Source organism: Polaromonas sp. CF318, assembly GCF_000282655.1.
Classification (GTDB): domain Bacteria; phylum Pseudomonadota; class Gammaproteobacteria; order Burkholderiales; family Burkholderiaceae_C; genus Polaromonas.
The window spans coordinates 73,990-92,399 of the sequence record NZ_AKIV01000060.1; the positions used below are offsets into that span (position 1 = coordinate 73,990).

Sequence of the window (18,410 nt, forward strand, 5' to 3'; positions counted from 1 at the left end):
CTGCCCACGCCCGCGTTGACGGGACCGCAGCCTGAGAAGTACCGAACATGCAAGACAAACCCGGCTCCACCGTCCTGCGCAACGCCAGACGCATTGTGGTCAAGGTGGGTTCCAGCCTGGTCACCAATGAGGGCCGCGGGCTGGATGCGACCGCCATCGGCCAGTGGTGCGAACAGCTGGCAGCCCTCGTCAAGGACGGGCGCGAGGTGATCATGGTGAGCAGCGGCGCCATCGCCGAGGGCATGAAACGCCTGAACTGGGGCACCCGCCCCAAAGCCATCCATGAACTGCAAGCGGCCGCCGCAGTGGGCCAGATGGGCCTGGTTCAGGTCTATGAGACCAAACTGCGCGAAAACGGCATAGGTAGCGCACAGGTCCTGCTCACGCACGCAGACCTGGCCGACCGCGAACGCTACATCAACGCCCGCTCCACCCTGCTGGCCCTGCTGCAGCTGGGCGTCGTACCCGTCATCAATGAAAACGACACGGTGGTCAACGACGAAATCAAGTTCGGCGACAACGACACGCTGGGCGCGCTGGTGGCCAACCTGGTGGAAGCCGACGCGCTGGTCATCCTCACGGACCAGAAGGGCCTGTACACCGCCGATCCGCGCAAGGACCCGGCAGCACAGTTTGTGCACGAAGCCAAAGCCGGCGACCCGGCGCTGGAAACCATGGCGGGGGGCGCGGGCTCCAGCATTGGCAAGGGCGGCATGATCACCAAGATACTGGCCGCCAAGCGCGCAGCGGGATCGGGCGCGTCCACCGTGATTGCCTGGGGCCGCGAACCGCAGGCGCTGATCCGGCTGGTACAGGGCGAGCCCATCGGCACCTTGCTGGTGGCGCAGACCCAGAAGCTGCAGGCGCGCAAGCAATGGATGGCCGATCACCTCCAGATGCGCGGCTCGGTCACCGTGGACGCGGGCGCGGTGGTCAAGGTGCAAGGCGAGGGAAAAAGCCTCTTGCCCATCGGCATGACGGCGGTCCAGGGCGAGTTTTCGCGCGGCGACGTCATCGCCATACGCAGCCCGGAAGGCACGGAGATCGCGCGCGGACTGGCCAACTACTCCAGTGCCGAAGCCCGGCTGATCTGCCGCAAAGCCTCTACGGAATTCGAGCGGCTACTGGGGTATACGGGCGAACCCGAAATGGTCCACCGCACCAACCTCGTATTGACCCGCTAAGCCCTCTCGGGTGCCCGGCGGGCCGGCCGGCCTTATTCGACCATCCTGAAGTTCTGGTTCTTCAAGCGCCTGACCAGCGTATCGACTGAAGTCGCGGGCGCCGCGCTGTCGCAGGCCCCGGCCCGGGCGAAGCGCAAAGCATGTTTGGACGGCATGTTTTCAAACAGCGAGCGCCATTCCGGCTTGCTCACATGGGTCCACTTTCCGTCCGGGGAATAGCGGGCATAGGTCTTGAATTCCCCAGTCGTGCAACGTATGCCTTCGTACATCACATTGCTGGCACCGCTGGCATTCGACGCCACCATGACGTAGCGCACGATCCCGTCTTTCTGGGAGATGCTGATGGTCGCCGGGTCCACGCCATAGACCAGTTGGGAATTGGGCGAGACCTCAAAGGTGATCAGTTTCTTGACGTCAAACGCCGGCGGCGGCGGTGTCTCGATTTCCTTCCAGTCGGCGGGGTCCTCGAGCACGTATACCTGGGCTTGTGCCGGACCCGAGGCGTTAAGCGCCATCAGGAAGAAGGTGGCCAAAAAGGCCCATTTGAATTTCATGGTTTTGTGTTGGTGGGATCCGCGCCCAGACTGGTTTGCGGATCGGGTTCAAAGGTGGCGCCTGGCGGCAATTCAAAAGAGGCGCCCGGCCGGATCTGGGCGTGAAAAGACTCGCCCGCGGCATGGAATCCGGCTTCGCCCGGCGGGTTCGAATGGTCGCGCTGGTGCAAGCCGCCGCGCAGATAGCGGTTGCGATGATCGGGGCGCGGCTCGGCCCGGTTGTCCACGCGCGGAACAAACCTTGCGAGCTCGGTCAGCGCCATTTCGTAGACACCGCGCTTGAATTCGACCACCACGTCCAGCGGCACCCAGTAGTCATTCCAGCGCCAGGCATCGAATTCGGGATGGTCGGTGGCGCGCAGGTTCAAATCCCAGTCGTGCCCGACCAGCTGAAGGAGAAACCAGATTTGTTTCTGGCCTTTGTAATGTCCGCGCGCATCGCGGCGGATGAACCGGTCAGGCACCTCATAGCGCAACCAGTCTCGGGTTCGGGCCAGCACATTCACATGCTGCGGCAACAGCCCCACTTCTTCATGCAACTCGCGGTACATGGCCTGCTCGGGATTTTCGCCCCGATCAATGCCACCCTGCGGAAACTGCCACGAGTGGGTACGGATACGTTTGCCCCAAAATACCTGACTTCTCTGGTTGAGCAAGATGATGCCGACGTTGGGCCTAAAGCCGTCCCGGTCAAGCATAATCAAACCTCAAATTTTTTAAACTGAGTCCATTATGCACAGCGAAGGCCCCAGCGCCAAGCGCACGGCGGGCTGCAGCACCTTTTCCCCCATTTCCAACCCCGGAATCCCCGAAAACCGCCCATGAAAGCCTCCCAGTTCTTCATTTCCACCCTCAAGGAAGCCCCTGCCGACGCGGAGGTCGTCAGCCACCAGCTCATGATGCGGGCCGGCATGATCAAGAAACTGGGCGCCGGCGTTTACAACTACATGCCCATGGGCCTGCGCGTGATCCGCAAGGTCGAAGCCATCGTGCGCGAGGAAATGAACCGCGCCGGAGCCGTGGAAATGACCATGCCGGTGATCCAGCCGGCCGAACTCTGGCAGGAAACCGGCCGTTTTGAAAAAATGGGTCCCGAACTGCTGCGCATCAAGGATCGCCACGGCCGCGACTTCGTGGTTCAGCCGACCAGCGAAGAAGTCGTCACCGACGTGATGCGCCAGGACATCAAGAGCTACAAGCAACTGCCGAAGAACCTGTACCAGATCCAAACTAAATTCCGCGACGAACGCCGGCCACGCTTTGGTCTGATGCGCGGGCGCGAGTTCATCATGAAGGACGCCTACAGCTTCGACCGCGACCAGGCCGGCGCCAAGGCCAGCTACCAGGCCATGGCGGCCGCCTACCGCAGGATTTTTGACCGCTTCGGCCTGAGCTACCGCGCGGTGGCCGCCGACAGCGGCGCCATAGGCGGCGACCTCAGCGAGGAGTTCCAGGTGATCGCCGCGACCGGCGAGGACGCCATCGTCTACTGCCCCGGCAGCGACTACGCCGCCAACATGGAAAAAGCCGAGGCACTGCCGCCACAGGGTGCGCGCAAGCCGGCGTCGCAAGCCATGGCCAAGACGCCGACGCCCGGCAAGGCCACCTGCGCCGACGTGGCCGAATTGCTGGGCATCCCGCTGGACACCACCGTCAAGTCGCTGGTGCTGGCCACCGACGAGCTCGACGAGGCGGGCAAGCCCGTCAAATCGCAGGTCTGGCTGCTGCTGCTGCGCGGCGACCACGACATGAACGAAGTCAAGGTCGGCAAGGTACCGGGCCTGGCGGATTTCCGCTTCGCGACCCTGCCCGAGATCGAAGACCATTTCGGCTGCAAGCCGGGTTACCTCGGCCCGCTGAACCTGAAAAAGCCCGTCAAGCTGGTGGTGGACCGCGAAGCCGCCGCGCTGACCGACTGGGTGTGCGGCGCCAATGAAGTGGATTTCCACATGACCGGCGTCAACTGGGGCCGCGACCTGCCCGAACCTGAGCTGGTGGTGGACCTGCGAAACGTGGTGGCCGGCGACCCGTCGCCGGACGGCAAAGGCGCGCTGGCGATAGAGCGCGGCATCGAGATCGGCCACGTGTTCTACCTCGGCACCAAATACAGCCAGGCCATGAACGCCACCTTCCTGGGCGAGAACGGCAAGCCGCAATTCATGGAGATGGGCTGCTACGGCATAGGCATTACGCGCCTGCCCGCCGCGGCCATCGAGCAGAACCACGACGAGCGCGGCATCATCTGGCCCGACGCCATCGCGCCCTTCACCGTGGTGCTGTGCCCCATCAGTCCCGACCGCTTTCCCGAAGTCGAAGCCGCCGCGAACAAGCTTTATGGCGAGTTGCTCGCGGCCGGTGTGGACGTGATCCTGGACGACCGGGGCGAGCGGCCCGGTGCCATGTTCGCCGACTGGGAATTGATAGGCGTGCCGCATCGCGTCACCATAGGCGATCGCGGTCTCAAGGACGGCCAGCTCGAGTACCAGCACCGCCGCGACGCGGCTTCCAGCAAGATCGACGTGGCAACCGCCTTTGACTTCCTCAAGGGAAAGCTGGCGCTTTGAGTTTTTCATGGTTTCCGTGCGCTCATTGACCATGTCCGCATCCGGTGCCGCCCCGACAAAGGCGCAAGGGCTCTCCAGGCGAAGCTGCCTGGCTTTGCCCCTGGCCTGCAGCCCCCTGCTGCTGGCCGGGCGGGCTCACGCCGGCGCGCAAATTGAGGAGCCGCTGGTCGACTCGGTGCGCACCGCGCTGAGCTCTGCCATCGCCAACCAGGCGCCTCCCGTGCCCGAGTTCAAGGACACGGAAAGCCGCCTGGTCTACCTGCGCTGGCTGGGCGCCATGAGCGACCGGCTCAAGAAGAAAAAACCCGAATTCCAGGTCCGCAAGGAGTTTTTGCAAACCGTCTGGTACGAAAGCAAACGCGCCGGGCTGGACACCACGCTGGTGTTGGGCCTGATCCAGGTCGAGAGCAACTTCCGCAAATTCGCGGTCAGCAACGTGGGCGCGCGCGGCTATATGCAGGTCATGCCCTTCTGGACACGCGTGATCGGGGACGGTGACCCGGGCAAGCTCTTTCACATGCAAACCAACCTGCGCTTTGGCTGCGTGATCCTGCGCCACTACCTGGACAGAGAGCGCGGCGACCTCTTCATGGGCTTGGGACGCTACAACGGTTCACGCGGCAAATCGCCCTACCCGGACGCTGTGCTGGGGGCGAGTAAAAACTGGGTATTTGCCGGCTGAGGCGTTCCGGCGAAGCAGCGAAAAATCAGCAGGTCGCGCCGGCAAAACCCCGTTCCTGGGCAAACCACGCCAGCACCGGCACCGTGCCCGGCAAGACAGGCTGCACGCTGACCGGCAGCGACTGCCAGGCGAAAGATTGGCCCTCATGCATCTGCAGCTCACCGGTCCACTCGAACACCTTGCAGAAATTCAGGCGCACCAGCGCGTGTGGGTAGTCGACCATCTCGACCTTCCAGGGATGGACCGCGCCTATGGTCACGCCGATTTCTTCCTGCAGTTCGCGGCGCAGCGCGGCCTCGACGCTTTCGCCCTGCTCCAGCTTGCCGCCTGGGAACTCCCAGTAGCCTTCGTAGACCTTGCCGGGCGGGCGAGATGTCAGCAGGAAGTCGCCATCGGGGCGGATCAAAACGCCCACCGCGACATCGACCACCTTGCGGTCCGCGCCACCCTCACGCGGCCGTTCACCGTCGGCGACCAGCACGCTCATGTCGAGTGGTCTGGGGCCTGGTCGGCCGGCTCAGGCGATGCAGTGGCGGACGCGCCCGGCCGCTCGTAGGCCGCAATGGGCGCCGCCGCCACGGGCCGGCTGGCCGTGTCGCGGCCGGCGTAGTCGCGGGCAAACTGGTAGGCCACGCGGCCGCTGCGCGAGCCCCGTTCCAGCGCCCAGACCAGGGACGCCGGCTTTGCCGCGGCAATCGCATCCTGGCCCACGCCAAAAGACGACAGCCACTGCGCGACGATGGTCAGGTATTCGTCCTGGCTGAAGGGATAAAAGCTGACCCAGAGGCCGAAACGTTCGGACAGCGAAATCTTCTCTTCGACCACCTCTCCGGGATGCACCTCACCATCGTCCCCATGGGTATAGGTGAGGTTCTCCGTCATGTACTCGGGCAGCAGGTGTCGCCGGTTGCTGGTGGCGTAGATCAGCACATTGGGCGTGGCCGCCGCGACCGAACCATCCAGGATGGACTTGAGCGCCTTGTAGCCCGGCTCACCCTCCTCAAAACTCAGGTCGTCGCAAAAGACGATGAATTTTTCAGGCAGGCCGGACACCACGTCGACGATGTCCGGCAGGTCGGTCAGGTCGGCTTTGTCGACTTCAATCAGGCGCAGGCCGCGCGAGGAATATTCATTGAGGCAGGCCTTGATCAACGAGGACTTGCCGGTGCCGCGCGCGCCCGTCAGCAACACGTTGTTGGCGGGCTTGCCCAGCACAAACTGCTCGGTGTTGCGCTTGATCTTTTCCTTCTGGTCTTCGATTTCCTTGAGGTCACCCAGGCGCATGTTGCCGATGTGTCGCACCGGCTCCAGCGAGCCGTGGCCGGAACTGCGCTTGCGGTAGCGGTAAGCGATCGAGGCGCTCCAGTCCGGCGCGGCCAGCGGCTGCGGCAGCACGGATTCGATCCGCGCCATCAGGGATTCGACGCGGGCGATCAGGCGCTCAAACTGCTCGTTCATGCGGGCTCAGCTTCTGTAGTCGGCGTTGATCTTGACGTAATCATAGGAAAAATCGCAGGTCCAGACGGTGTCGGCCGCCGTGCCACGGCCCAGCACCACACGCACCGTGATCTCGCTTTGTTTCATCACGCGCTGGCCGTCGGCCTCGACGTAGCCGGGATGGCGGCCGCCGTTCTTGGCCACCAGCACCTCATCGAGGTACAGGTCGATTTTGGTCTGGTCCAGGTCCTCGATGCCGGCGTAACCGACGGCTGCCAGGATGCGGCCGAGGTTGGGGTCGCTGGCGAAGAAAGCAGTTTTCACCAGGGGCGAATGGGCAATCGCGTAAGCCACCTTGCGGCACTCCTCGCCGGTCTTGCCGCCTTCGACCTGGATGGTCATGAACTTGGTGGCGCCTTCGCCGTCGCGCACGATGGCCTGCGCCAGCTGCCTGGCGATGTCCAGCATGGCGGCGCGCAAGGCCTGGCCCTCGGTGCTGTCCAGCGAAGTCACGGGCGCGTGGGCGGCCTTGTTGGTAGCGACCACCACAAAGGAGTCGTTGGTCGAGGTGTCGCCGTCCACCGTCACGCGGTTGAACGATCCCTCGGCCAGTTCCCGGGCCAGCTGGGCCATGAGCGGCTGCGCCACGCAGGCATCCGTCGCCAGGAAACCCAGCATGGTGGCCATATTCGGCCGTATCATGCCGGCGCCCTTGCTGATGCCGGTGATGGTGACTTCGGCGCCCGCGATCTTGATGCGTTTGGAAAACGCTTTGGCCACGGTGTCGGTGGTCATGATGGCTTCGGCCGCGTTGCCCCAGTTGTTTTCCTTCGCGTCGGCCAGCGCGGCCGGCAGGCCGGCCGCGATGCGGTCGTTGGGCAGGGGCTCCATGATGACCCCGGTGGAAAACGGCAGCACCTGTTCGGGGGCGATATCCAGCAGCCGCGCCAGCGCGATGCAGCTGGCGTGCGCGCGGCTCAGGCCGTCATCGCCGGTGCCGGCATTGGCGTTGCCGGTGTTGATGACCATTGCGCGTATGCCTGCCGTCCGGCCCCCGTTTTTTGCGAGGTGCTCGCGGCAGATTTGCACAGGCGCCGCGCAAAAGCGGTTCTGCGTGAAGACCGCCCCTACCGACGCGCCCTCGTCGAGCAGCAGCACGGAAAGGTCCTTGCGGTTGGCTTTGCGTATGCCTGCCTCGGTAATGCCCCAGCGTACGCCGGGCACGGGGTAAAGATCCGCAGCGGGTGTGGCGACCAGATTGACGGGCATGGTTGACTCCGGAAAACCAGTGGGGTTGGAGGAAAACGTTCAGCCGGCGCCGGCGCTCAGTTCAGCTGGCCGTGGCAGTTCTTGTATTTTTTGCCCGAGCCGCAAGGGCAAGGGTCGTTGCGACCCACGCGGGGCACATCGCCGGCCGGCACGGACGGCGCGCGGCGCTGCGATTCTTCGTCCACCGTGGTTTCCACCCCGCCGGTTTCGGTGGGCGCGGTGTAGGTGACGTTGGCGATGTTTTCAGCGCGGCTCTCCATTTCCTCGGCCGCCTGTTCAAGCTGCTCGCCCGACTGAATCTTGACCGTCATCAGGACTTTGGTGACCTCGTTCTTCACGCTGTCGAGCAGCTGGCCGAACAGTTCAAAGGCTTCGCGCTTGTATTCCTGCTTGGGCTGCTTTTGCGCATAGCCGCGCAGGTGTATGCCCTGGCGCAGGTAGTCCAGCGCGCTCAGGTGTTCGCGCCAGTGGCTGTCTATGCTTTGCAGCAGAACCACGCGCTCGAACTGCGTGAAGTTTTCTTCGCCGATTTTCTCGACCTTGTCGGCAAAGGCGGCATTGGCGGCCGCTATGACTTTTTCGACCACTTCTTCATCGGTGATGGCGGTGGCGGCTTCCAGTTCCTGGCGCAGCGGCAGCTCGATCTGCCACTCCTCGCGCAGCACGCTCTCAAGGCCGGCCACGTCCCATTGCTCCTCGACGCTTTCAGCCGGCACATACTGCCGCGCCAGATCGGTGAAGCAACCTTCGCGCAGCGAGGCGATCTGCGCCTGCAGGCTGGCGGCGTCCATGATGTCGTTACGCTGCTGGTAGATCACCTTGCGCTGGTCGTTGGCGACGTCGTCGTATTCGAGCAGCTGTTTGCGGATGTCGAAGTTACGCGCCTCGACCTTGCGCTGGGCCGACTCAATGCTACGGGTGACGATGCCTGCCTCGATAGCCTCGCCGTCGGGCATCTTCAGGCGTTCCATGATGGCCTTGACGCGGTCGCCCGCGAAGATGCGCATCAGCGGGTCGTCCAGGCTCAGGTAGAAGCGCGACGAACCGGGGTCGCCCTGGCGGCCGGAACGGCCACGCAACTGGTTGTCGATACGGCGCGATTCGTGGCGTTCGGTCGCGATGATGCGCAGGCCGCCGAGCGCGGTGACCTGTTCGTGCTCTTGCTTCCAGACCTCGCGCAAGCGGGTGATTTCCGCCTCTTTGGCGGCGGCATCCATTGTTTCGTCCGCTTCAACCGCCTCAATGAGTTTTTCAACGTTGCCGCCCAGCACGATGTCGGTGCCGCGACCGGCCATGTTGGTGGCGATGGTGATCATTTTCGGTCGGCCCGCCTGCGCGATGATGTCCGCCTCGCGGGCATGCTGCTTGGCATTGAGCACCTGGTGCGGCAGGTCTTCCTTGACCAGCAACTGATCGATGACCTCGGAGTTTTCGATCGAAGTCGTGCCGACCAGCACGGGCTGGCCGCGCTCGTAGCACTCGCGGATATCCTTGATGGCGGCTTCGTATTTTTCGCGCGTCGTTTTGTAGACGCGGTCCAGCTGGTCGTCGCGGCGGCTCACGCGGTTGGGCGGGATCACCGTGGTTTCGAGGCCGTAAATCTCCTGGAACTCGTAAGCCTCGGTGTCGGCGGTTCCGGTCATGCCGGCCAGCTTGGTGTAGAGGCGGAAATAGTTCTGGAAGGTGATGGATGCCAGGGTCTGGTTCTCGGCCTGGATCTGCACGCCTTCCTTGGCTTCGACGGCTTGGTGCAGCCCGTCGCTCCAGCGGCGGCCCGACATCAGGCGGCCGGTGAACTCGTCAACGATCACGACTTCGCCATCCTGCACCACGTAATGCTGGTCGCGGTGGTACAGCAGGTTGGCGCGCAGGGCCGCATACAGGTGGTGCATCAGCGAGATATTGGCCGGGTCGTACAGCGTGGCGCCCTCGGGGATCAGGCCCAGGTTGAACAGCAGGCGCTCGGCGTTCTCATGGCCTTGCTCGGTCAGGAACACCTGATGACTTTTCTCGTCGATGGTGAAGTCACCGGGCTTGGTCACGCCCTCGCCCGTGCGCGGGTCGGCTTCGCCCTCCTGGCGCGTCAGCATCGGGACGACCTTGTTCATCGCCAGGTACATCTCGGTGTGATCTTCGGCCTGGCCACTGATGATGAGCGGCGTGCGCGCCTCGTCGATCAGGATGGAGTCCACCTCGTCGACGATGGCGTAGTTCAGGCCGCGCTGCACGCGGTCCGCCACTTCGTAGACCATGTTGTCGCGCAGGTAGTCGAAACCGTATTCGTTGTTGGTGCCGTAGGTGATGTCGGAGCCGTAGGCAGCCTGCTTTTCCTCACGCGACATATTCGGCAGGTTGATGCCCACCGTCAGACCCAGGAAGTTGTAGAGCTTGCCCATCCAGCGTGCGTCGCGGCTGGCCAGGTAGTCATTAACCGTCACCACGTGCACGCCCTTGCCGGTCAGGGCGTTGAGGTAGACCGGCAGCGTGGCGGTCAGGGTCTTGCCCTCACCGGTACGCATTTCGGAAATCTTGCCGTTGTGCAGCGACATGCCGCCCAGCATCTGTACATCGAAGTGGCGCATCTTCATGACACGCTTGCTGCCCTCCCGCACCACCGCGAAAGCTTCGGGAAGAATCGCATCGAGCTCTTCGCCGGCAGCTACCCGGTCCTTGAACTCCTGGGTTTTTGCGCGAAGCTGGTCGTCGTCAAGCTTTTCGTACTGGGTCTCCAGCGCATTGATGCGTTCTACGGTTTTGCGGTAAGTTTTGAGCAGCCTGTCGTTGCGGCTGCCGAAAATTTTGGTCAGGATGTTGGAAGCCATAAATGCGAGGCCGCCTTGACCGCTCCCCATGAGCTGGCAATGCGGCCGAAATCCCTTATTGAGTACGGAACCTAGGTGTGGGCGCCATCAGTGAGTTCAACTGGGCCCAAACCTCTGATTTTAGCGCCGCCAAGGGAGCCGCACGGCTGTGCGAGATAAAACCGTCATCAGGAATGAAAAGCCATGCCCACACGCATGGCAGGCGCGCACCGCCTAGTGAGGGCGTGGCAGCTGTGCAGGCGCCGGGACTGGAGGCCGCGCGCCGGCCGACGCCACCATGGGCCCGGGTAGTTTTTGCCCCGCGGTCAGGAATTTCTGAGGATCCTGGAAAACGCCCTGCACCAGCACCTCGAAATGCAGGTGCGGACCTGTTGACCGGCCAGTGGTGCCGACTTCGGCAATCTTCTGGCCGCGTTTGACCAAATCGCCCTTTTTGACCAGCACGCGCGAGGCGTGGGCATAACGTGTGACGAGTTCATTGCCGTGGTCGACTTCCACCATATTGCCGTAGGCCGGGTGGTACTCCTGCGTGACGACAACGCCGCCCGCGGCGGCCAGGATGGCCGTGCCCGGTTCCGACGGGAAATCGAGCCCGGTGTGCAGCGCGGAGCGGCCGTTCATCGGGTCTATGCGCCAGCCGAAAGGCGAACCGAGGTTGCCTCCGGCCACCGGCTCCTGGGTGGGAACCATCATTTTTTTGATCTTCTGGTCGAACAGGCGCGACTCCATCACGGTCATGAGGTCGACCCGCTGGTCGGTGAGTTTGTCCAGGTCCGCCAGTGTGGCCTGCAGCTCTTCCATGGTGAGCGACGGGCCGGCCACCAGCGCACCGCCGCGACCGGGCGTGACCTTGATGTCGTTGGGATTGACGCCGGCCAGACCCGACACCCGCTCGCCGAGCGCCTCGAGCTGCATCATCTTGGCCTGCATTTCGCCGACCCGCCTGGCCATCACGTCAAGGTTTTCGCGCATGAAACGGTCGCGCTGGTCGAATTCATCCTTGACCATGAGCTTGACCAGCGAGCCTACGACCGGCCAGCCTTCGCGGGCGCCCTTGAGAAACACCCAGTGGTAGAGGCCCGCGGCCACAAGCATGAGCGCCAGCGCGGCGACAAAACCCGCAAGAACCAGTTTTGTCCCGCTTAAGTAAATGGCCCGGCTTTTCGCCAGCCACGCATCCGTGATAATCAAATGCACTTGTCTACCTCTTTAAAAGCTTGCGCTCATCAGGCCGCGCACCGTTCATCATGACTTCCGACCGGCGCCTTCCCCAGGCGCTCTCCGCTTACCAGGCCGCCGGGAATTCACCCTCCCTGGCGCGGCTGACTGAACTCGTCCGGGAATCCAGCGACAGGCTCAAGGCCATTGAGTCGCTGCTGCCCGAAGCCCTGCGCCCCGCGGTTCAGGCCGGGCCCATAGACGGCGAAACCTGGTGCCTGCTGGTCAGCGGCAACGCCGCCGCCGCCAAGATCCGCCAATTACTCCCCTTGATCCAAGCCCGCCTTATAGGCAAAGGTTGGAAGGTTACCTCAATCCGACTCAAGATCCTAATAAGCAAAAAGTAATAACCCGGCTCTTCAAATAACGGCAAGAAGGCATGAAGATACAGCCTTGCCTGGTGGCTCGCTACAAAATTGGTAGCGTATGGTACCCATGTTGCATGGGGAAGGCAAGAATGCAGGAAAAATGGTGCCGCTTGTCGGAATCGAACTGACGACCTACCGCTTACAAGGCGGTTGCTCTACCAACTGAGCTAAAGCGGCACAGGGGGATTTTACTTGACCCGTTTCAGCGAAGGCCGCGCACGCGGCGGCTTAGGGGGTTCAGGACTGTCGGGGCCGCCGTCTTCCGCATCGGGCGCGCTATCCGGCACCAGTTGCATGATCTTGCTTTCAGGCCCGTCCGCCGGGCTGTGCTGCACCGGAGTGGGGGCCGGCGACGCGGCGGGAGCCGTCAGGCCGGCATCACTACCCCCTTCGGCACCGGAAACCGGGGCCGCGGCGGGCGCGGCCATGGGAAACGCCATGCCCTGCCCGTTTTCACGGGCATAGATGGCGATCACATGGCTGATAGGCACCATGATTTCCCGGGCACTGCCGGCAAAACGGGCCTTGAACTCGATGAAATCATTGCCCAGCTTGAGCGACGAGGTCGCGTCAAAGCTGATGTTGAGCACGATTTCATTGTTTTTCACGTACTCGCGCGGCACCTGCACGGTGTCATCCACCGACACGGCCACATAGGGCGTGAAACCGTTGTCGGTGCACCATTCATAGAGCGCCCTTATCAGGTAGGGTCGCGTCGACGTGGCGTCCAGAGCGTTCATGAATTCAGCCAAACTGCTTGTCCGGGAATCGAATCCGTAGCTTATTTCCGCATCACTTTTTCGGACGGCGTCAGCGCTTCAATGTAGGCCGGGCGCGAGAAAATGCGTTCCGCGTACTTGAGCAGCGGCGCGGCATTCTTCGATAAATCGATGTCGTAGTAATCCAGGCGCCACAGCAAAGGGGCGATCGCCACGTCCAGCATGGAGAAATTGTCGCCCAGCATGAACTTGTTCTTCAGGAAGATGGGTGCGAGCTGCGTCAGGCGGTCGCGGATGTGCGAGCGGGCCTTTTCCAGCGCCTTTTCATTGCCCTTGGACGCGCGCGATTCCAGCGTGCTGACATGGACGAACAGCTCTTTTTCGAAATTCAGCAAAAACAGGCGCACGCGCGCGCGGTCGACCGGGTCGCCGGGCATCAGTTGCGGGTGCGGGAAGCGCTCGTCGATGTATTCGTTGATGATGTTCGACTCATACAGGATCAGGTCGCGCTCGACCAGGATGGGCACCTGGCCGTAGGGATTCATCACATTGATGTCTTCGGGCTTGTTGTACAGGTCGACGTCGCGGATTTCGAAGTCCATACCTTTTTCAAACAGCACAAAGCGGCAGCGGTGCGAGAAGGGGCAGGTTGTGCCTGAATAAAGGACCATCATGGTGCGGAACTCCTAAATGCAAAGGAGTGGATACATATAAAAAGCATCCACTCCAGAAGGTGCCGGGAACAAGGCCCCGGCGAAAAAATTACTTGACGTCTTTCCAGAACGCCGCATTCAGGCGCCAGGCGACAAAGGTCAAGCAGAGAAGGAAAATCAGCACCCAGACGCCGACGCGAATGCGGGTGTTCTGGGCCGGCTCGCCCATCCACTGCAGGTAACCCACGAGGTCACCCACGGCCTGGTCATACTGCAACGGCGTCATGGTGCCGGGGGTGAGCTGCTGCCAACCCTTGAAGACCGCGACCTTGTGGCCGTGCTCTTCCTTTTCTTCGTACACCGGCGCGCGCGTGCCTTGCAGTTCCCAGAGCACATGCGGCATGGCAACGCTGGGGAAAACCAGGTTGTTCCAGCCCGTGGCCTTGGTTTCGTCGCGGTAGTAGGTGCGCAGGTAGGTGTAAAGGTAGTCGGCGCCGGTGCCGCCGTGGCCGGAGCGCGAACGCGCGATCACGGTGAGATCGGGGGGATTGCCGCCGAACCATTCCTTGGCCTGTTTGGGATCGATCGCGGCTTTCATGGTGTCGCCCACTTTTTCGGTGGTGAACAGCAGGTTGTCCTTGATTTCCTTTTCGGTCAGGCCGATGTCTTTCAGGCGGTTGAAACGCATGAAGGAAGCGGAATGGCAGTTCAGGCAATAGTTGACGAACAGCTTGGCGCCGTTTTGCAGGGAGCCCAGGTCGTTGGTCCGGTCGGGAGCCTTGTCCCAGGCAAGACCGCCTTCAGAGGCCTGTGCGCCCGCCACGAGGCCAAAGGCGGTAATCAGCGCAAAAATAACTTTTTTCATCGTTTTTATCTCCAACTCTCAGTGACCGTGGAAAACAGGACGGTCCGGCGGTGTTTTGGGAGTGCCCACACGGCTCCACCACGGCATCAGGATGAAGAAGCCAAAGTAAAACAGCGTGCCGACCTGGGAGACGCGCTCACCGATGGGCGACGGCGGCTGCACGCCAAGGTAGCCCAGCACCAGGAAGTTGATGACAAAAATGCCGTAGAGGTACTTGTGCCAGTCAGGGCGATAGCGGATCGACTTGACGGGGCTGAGGTCGAGCCAGGGCAGGAAGAACAGGATCACCACGGCGCCGCCCATCACGACCACACCCCAGAATTTCGCGTCAATAGACAGCAGCAGAGCCGAGCCCACGACGGCGGCGCCGACGATGGCGGCCTTGAACAGTACCGGCATGCGGAACTTCCAGACGCTGAAGCCCGCAGCACCCACCACGCAGACGATCAGCGCGTAGATCATCTCGCTGGTGATGGCGCGCAGCATCGAATAGTAAGGCGTGAAGTACCAGACCGGGGCGATGTGCGCCGGCGTCTTCAGCGGGTCGGCCGGGATGAAGTTGTTGTATTCGAGGAAGTAGCCGCCGAACTCGGGAGCGAAGAAGATGATCGCCGAGAAGATCATCAGGAAAACGCTCACGCCGAAAATGTCGTGCACCGTGTAGTAGGGATGGAAGGGGATGCCGTCCAGCGGGTGGCCTTGCGCATCCTTGGGCGCGTTCGGGCCTTTGATCTCGACGCCGTCGGGGTTGTTGGAGCCGACTTCATGCAGCGCGATGATGTGTGCGGCCACCAGGCCCAGCAGCACCAGCGGCACGGCGATCACGTGGAAAGCGAAGAAGCGGTTCAGTGTGGCGTCGCCCACCACGTAGTCGCCGCGGATCAGCAGCGCCAGGTCGGGGCCGATGAAAGGAATCGCGGCGAACAGGTTGACGATCACCTGGGCGCCCCAGTAGCTCATCTGGCCCCATGGCAGCAGGTAGCCCATGAAGGCTTCGGCCATCAGGCACAGGAAAATCGCGCAACCGAAAATCCAGACCAGTTCGCGCGGCTTGCGGTAGCTGCCGTAGAGCAGGCCGCGGAACATGTGCAGGTAGACCACCACGAAGAAGGCCGAAGCGCCGGTGGAGTGCATGTAGCGGATCAACCAGCCCCAGGGCACGTCGCGCATGATGTACTCGACCGAGCCGAAAGCCAGGGCGGCATCGGGCTTGTAGTTCATCGTCAGGAAAATGCCGGTCACGATCTGGATGACCAGCACCAGCATGGCCAGCGAGCCGAAGATGTACCAGAAGTTGAAGTTCTTCGGTGCGTAGTACTCGCTCATGTGCTCTTTGTAGAGCTTGCTGGCGGGAAACCGGTTGTCGACCCAGTTCATCGCCTTGGCGGCGAGCGGGGCATCGGGGGAAATTTCTTTGAATTCAGCCATAACTGATCCTGGTTCGGTGGGGTTCTTTGGCAAGCGCCGGATACGTGCGTCGGGGTGGCGGCGGGTATCTGGCGCTGGCTGCAGGGTCTTGTGAAGGAGCTCGGGGGTCGAAGCGCCTTCAGGCCTTCTTGTCTTCACCAATCAGCAACCGGGTGTCTGACAGGTACATGTGCGGGGGAACTTCGAGGTTGTCGGGCGCGGGCTTGTTCTTGTAGACGCGGCCGGCCATGTCGAAGGTCGAGCCATGGCAGGGGCACAGGAAACCGCCGGCCCAGTCGTCGGGCAGCGAAGGCTGCGCGCCGGGCTGGAATTTATCGGAAGGCGAGCAGCCCAGGTGCGAGCAGATACCAACCACCACCAGCGTCTCGGGCTTGATGGAGCGGTTTTCGTTGCGGGCGTAAACAGGGGTCAGTTCGTCGGGCTTGCGCTCGGACTTGGGGTCGGCCAGCAGGGCATCGACCTTGGGGAGCTCGGCGAGCTGCGCGGGCGTGCGCTTGATGATCCAGACCGGCTTGCCGCGCCATTCCACCGTGATTTTCTCACCGGGCTTGACGTCGGAAATATCGACTTCGACGGCGGCGCCGGCGGCTTTGGCTTTTTCGGAGGGCTGGAAGGTGCTGACAAAGGGAACAGCGGTGGCGATGGCGCCTGCGCCGCCCACCGCGCAGGTGGTCACCAGCCAGTTTCTTTTATCTTTATCTACAGGAGCGCCGTGGGGCGCGCCATTCACGCTTGCTTCGCTTGCTTGGGTCATGAGAGTCCTTCAAGAACTGGCTTGAAATAGGCATAGTGGGGTCAACCCGCGATTGTAGCGGAGCGCAACGTCGTTTTTCAAGGCGAGGGGCTGCATCCCGGTGGCCCGGGCCATCCTTAAGGCCGGGGGCGTGCCTGTTTTTTAAGCATGGACCGGATTGCACATACTTTGTTTCAAGCCATGCCCGCGCGCAGGCCGCTTCGGCAGACCCAGCCTTGATAATGTTTTGTCCAAAACAAGAGGAGAAACTTCATGGGAATGATGCAGGAATTCAAGGAATTCGCGGTCAAGGGCAATGTGATTGACCTGGCGGTCGGCGTGATCATTGGCGCGGCTTTCGGCAAGATCGTGGACTCGGTCGTCAGCGACCTGATCCTTCCCCTGGTCGGCGCCCTCTTCGGCAAGCTGGATTTTTCCAACCTCTTTGTGGTGCTGGGGACAGTGCCGCCGGGCACGGCCACCACGCTGGACGCCCTGAAAAAGGCGGGCGTGCCGGTCTTCGCCTACGGCAACTTCATCACCGTCGCGGTCAATTTCATCATCCTGGCCTTCATCATTTTCCTGATGGTCAAGCAGATCAACCGGCTCAAGCGCGACCAGCCGGCGCCCGCCCCTGCCGCGCCGCCTGAAGACATCGCGCTGCTGCGCGAGATCCGCGACAGCCTCAAGAAATAAGCCCCCCCCCTGTTGCCCGCTCACTTCGTGTAGCGGGCCTCTCCCCTGCAGGGGACGGCGCCTGGCGGCTGGCAAAGCCAGACCGCGGTCCCCGCTTGCAAACGCATGGCCGATTGCTATTTAATTAATAGCAGCCAGGGCCGATTTCGCTTAAATTCTCGCGCCCTTCACCGCGCCGCAAGCCGGCGCGCCATGCGCACGGCCGCCAGCAGGCTGGAAGCGTCGGCGCGCGCGCTGCCCGCGATGTCGAAGGCCGTCCCGTGGTCGGGGCTGGTACGCACCAGCGGCAGTCCTAGCGTGACGTTGACGCCCTGCTCCACCCCCAGGTATTTGACCGGGATCAGCCCCTGGTCGTGGTACATCGCGACGACCACGTCGAATTCGCCGGGCTTGCCGGCGGCCTGGCGTGCCCGCATGAACACCGTGTCGGGCGCGAAGGGGCCGCTCACATCCAGGCCCTGCGCGCGTGCCGCGGCGATGGCCGGGGCGATGATGGCCTGCTCTTCGCTGCCGAACAGCCCGCCTTCCCCGGCATGCGGATTGAGCCCCGCTACCGCGATGCGCGGCGCGCGTCCCAGGCCGGCGCCAACGGCCGCATGCGTGATGCGCAGGGTTTGCAACACGTTGTCGAAAGTCACGGCCTCGATGGCCTGCCTGAGCGACATGTGAATGCTCACCAGCACGGTGCGCAGTTCTTCATTGGCCAGCATCATGCGCACCGGCACTTCGCCCACGGGTTTGCCCAAAAAAGCGGCAGCTTCGGCCTGCAGCATTTCCGTGTGGCCCGGAAATTGGGCCGCCCAGCCGCCGGCGGCTGCCAGGGCCGCCTTGTGGATGGGGGCAGTCACCAACGCGGCGGCCTCGCCGGCCAGCACGCGGCGGGCCGCCCAGACGATGCAGTCGGCCGCTGCCTGGCCGGCCACGCCGCTAACCTCTCCATAAGGCACCAGGCCCGACAGCGCGCATTGCTGCAGCACCGGAATGCACTGCGGCGGCACGCCGGACAGCCCAGCCAGGCTCCCCAGTTGCGCCACCGGCAGTGCCAGCGGTGAGGCCACCAGTGCGGCGGCGCGGCGCAGCGTGGCCACATCCCCCACCACGGCACAGCCGGCCAGCTCGGCGGGCGCTTCGCGAAAAGCCTTGGCGATAATTTCCGGGCCTATGCCAGCCGCATCGCCCATGGTGATGAGCAGCGGCTTAGCCACAACGCAGCCTTCG

Annotated in this window: 18 protein-coding genes and 1 tRNA gene; 5 read left to right on the top strand and 14 right to left on the bottom strand. The window is 62.9% G+C overall.

What is annotated here, in order from left to right:
• The first annotated feature begins 47 nt into the window (after nt 1–47).
• Complete coding sequence (proB, locus tag PMI15_RS10610) at nt 48–1,184, top strand: glutamate 5-kinase (protein WP_007868043.1); 1,137 nt, start codon at nt 48–50, stop codon at nt 1,182–1,184.
• Nucleotides 1,185–1,216: 32 nt separating this feature from the next.
• Here the strand turns inward: proB and PMI15_RS10615 are convergent, their stop codons facing one another.
• A complete protein-coding gene (locus tag PMI15_RS10615; RefSeq protein WP_007868046.1) occupies nt 1,217–1,738 on the bottom strand; it encodes a CNP1-like family protein in 522 nt (173 codons plus the stop codon).
• Nucleotides 1,735–2,436, bottom strand: coding sequence for an RNA pyrophosphohydrolase (locus PMI15_RS10620; RefSeq protein ID WP_007868049.1), 702 nt, complete (start codon nt 2,434–2,436; stop codon nt 1,735–1,737). The genes PMI15_RS10615 and PMI15_RS10620 overlap by 4 nt, the downstream gene beginning before the upstream one ends.
• A gap of 123 nt (nt 2,437–2,559) precedes the next feature.
• Between PMI15_RS10620 and PMI15_RS10625 the strand changes: the two genes are divergently transcribed.
• Together PMI15_RS10625 and PMI15_RS10630 are read left to right on the top strand one after the other, a co-directional pair.
• Nucleotides 2,560–4,302 carry a proline--tRNA ligase gene (locus tag PMI15_RS10625; RefSeq protein WP_007868053.1) on the top strand — a complete coding sequence of 581 codons (1,743 nt, stop codon included), beginning with the start codon at nt 2,560–2,562 and terminating at the stop codon, nt 4,300–4,302.
• A gap of 7 nt (nt 4,303–4,309) precedes the next feature.
• The gene (locus PMI15_RS10630) at nt 4,310–4,984 is read left to right on the top strand and encodes a lytic transglycosylase domain-containing protein (RefSeq protein WP_007868057.1); all 675 of its coding nucleotides are present in this window, start codon (nt 4,310–4,312) and stop codon (nt 4,982–4,984) included.
• Between the two features lie 25 nt (nt 4,985–5,009).
• Here the strand turns inward: PMI15_RS10630 and PMI15_RS10635 are convergent, their stop codons facing one another.
• From PMI15_RS10635 to PMI15_RS10655, 5 genes are all read right to left on the bottom strand, one after another.
• Nucleotides 5,010–5,471 carry an NUDIX domain-containing protein gene (locus PMI15_RS10635; RefSeq protein ID WP_007868060.1) on the bottom strand — a complete coding sequence of 154 codons (462 nt, stop codon included), beginning with the start codon at nt 5,469–5,471 and terminating at the stop codon, nt 5,010–5,012.
• Complete coding sequence (locus tag PMI15_RS10640) at nt 5,468–6,442, bottom strand: ATP-binding protein (protein WP_007868062.1); 975 nt, start codon at nt 6,440–6,442, stop codon at nt 5,468–5,470. The genes PMI15_RS10635 and PMI15_RS10640 overlap by 4 nt, the downstream gene beginning before the upstream one ends.
• A 6-nt stretch (nt 6,443–6,448) precedes the next feature.
• On the bottom strand, nt 6,449–7,690 hold the full coding sequence (gene argJ / locus PMI15_RS10645; protein ID WP_007868065.1) for a bifunctional glutamate N-acetyltransferase/amino-acid acetyltransferase ArgJ: 1,242 nt from the start codon (nt 7,688–7,690) through the stop codon (nt 6,449–6,451).
• A 56-nt stretch (nt 7,691–7,746) separates the two neighbouring features.
• Nucleotides 7,747–10,512, bottom strand: a complete 2,766-nt coding sequence (secA, locus tag PMI15_RS10650; protein ID WP_007868067.1) for a preprotein translocase subunit SecA — start codon at nt 10,510–10,512, stop codon at nt 7,747–7,749.
• A 213-nt stretch (nt 10,513–10,725) separates the two neighbouring features.
• Nucleotides 10,726–11,709 carry a M23 family metallopeptidase gene (locus PMI15_RS10655; RefSeq protein ID WP_007868070.1) on the bottom strand — a complete coding sequence of 328 codons (984 nt, stop codon included), beginning with the start codon at nt 11,707–11,709 and terminating at the stop codon, nt 10,726–10,728.
• Nucleotides 11,710–11,759: 50 nt separating this feature from the next.
• On the opposite strand from PMI15_RS10655, the gene PMI15_RS10660 reads away from it, so the two are divergent.
• Nucleotides 11,760–12,077: a hypothetical protein gene (locus PMI15_RS10660; RefSeq protein ID WP_007868072.1), complete on the top strand. Its 318-nt coding sequence runs from the start codon at nt 11,760–11,762 to the stop codon at nt 12,075–12,077.
• 122 nt (nt 12,078–12,199) lie between these two features.
• Here PMI15_RS10660 and PMI15_RS10665 read toward each other — a convergent pair.
• From PMI15_RS10665 to petA, 6 genes are all read right to left on the bottom strand, one after another.
• Nucleotides 12,200–12,275, bottom strand: a tRNA-Thr gene (locus PMI15_RS10665).
• Nucleotides 12,276–12,286: 11 nt separating this feature from the next.
• Nucleotides 12,287–12,838, bottom strand: a complete 552-nt coding sequence (locus PMI15_RS10670) for a ClpXP protease specificity-enhancing factor (RefSeq protein WP_007868074.1) — start codon at nt 12,836–12,838, stop codon at nt 12,287–12,289.
• A gap of 41 nt (nt 12,839–12,879) precedes the next feature.
• Nucleotides 12,880–13,491: a glutathione S-transferase N-terminal domain-containing protein gene (locus tag PMI15_RS10675; RefSeq protein ID WP_007868077.1), complete on the bottom strand. Its 612-nt coding sequence runs from the start codon at nt 13,489–13,491 to the stop codon at nt 12,880–12,882.
• 88 nt (nt 13,492–13,579) lie between these two features.
• Nucleotides 13,580–14,335, bottom strand: coding sequence for a cytochrome c1 (locus PMI15_RS10680; RefSeq protein ID WP_007868080.1), 756 nt, complete (start codon nt 14,333–14,335; stop codon nt 13,580–13,582).
• 18 nt (nt 14,336–14,353) lie between these two features.
• Entirely contained in the window at nt 14,354–15,763 is a 1,410-nt protein-coding gene (locus PMI15_RS10685) for a cytochrome bc complex cytochrome b subunit (RefSeq protein ID WP_007868082.1), read from the bottom strand.
• A 118-nt stretch (nt 15,764–15,881) separates the two neighbouring features.
• Nucleotides 15,882–16,517 (bottom strand): ubiquinol-cytochrome c reductase iron-sulfur subunit, encoded by a 636-nt coding sequence (gene petA, locus PMI15_RS10690; protein ID WP_007868084.1) that lies wholly within the window; start codon nt 16,515–16,517, stop codon nt 15,882–15,884.
• Nucleotides 16,518–16,769: 252 nt separating this feature from the next.
• On the opposite strand from petA, the gene mscL reads away from it, so the two are divergent.
• Entirely contained in the window at nt 16,770–17,192 is a 423-nt protein-coding gene (gene mscL / locus PMI15_RS10695; protein ID WP_007868086.1) for a large conductance mechanosensitive channel protein MscL, read from the top strand.
• A 167-nt stretch (nt 17,193–17,359) separates the two neighbouring features.
• Here mscL and pdxA read toward each other — a convergent pair whose 3' ends face one another.
• Nucleotides 17,360–18,397 carry a 4-hydroxythreonine-4-phosphate dehydrogenase PdxA gene (pdxA, locus tag PMI15_RS10700; protein WP_007868088.1) on the bottom strand — a complete coding sequence of 346 codons (1,038 nt, stop codon included), beginning with the start codon at nt 18,395–18,397 and terminating at the stop codon, nt 17,360–17,362.
• Nucleotides 18,398–18,410: the final 13 nt, after the last annotated feature.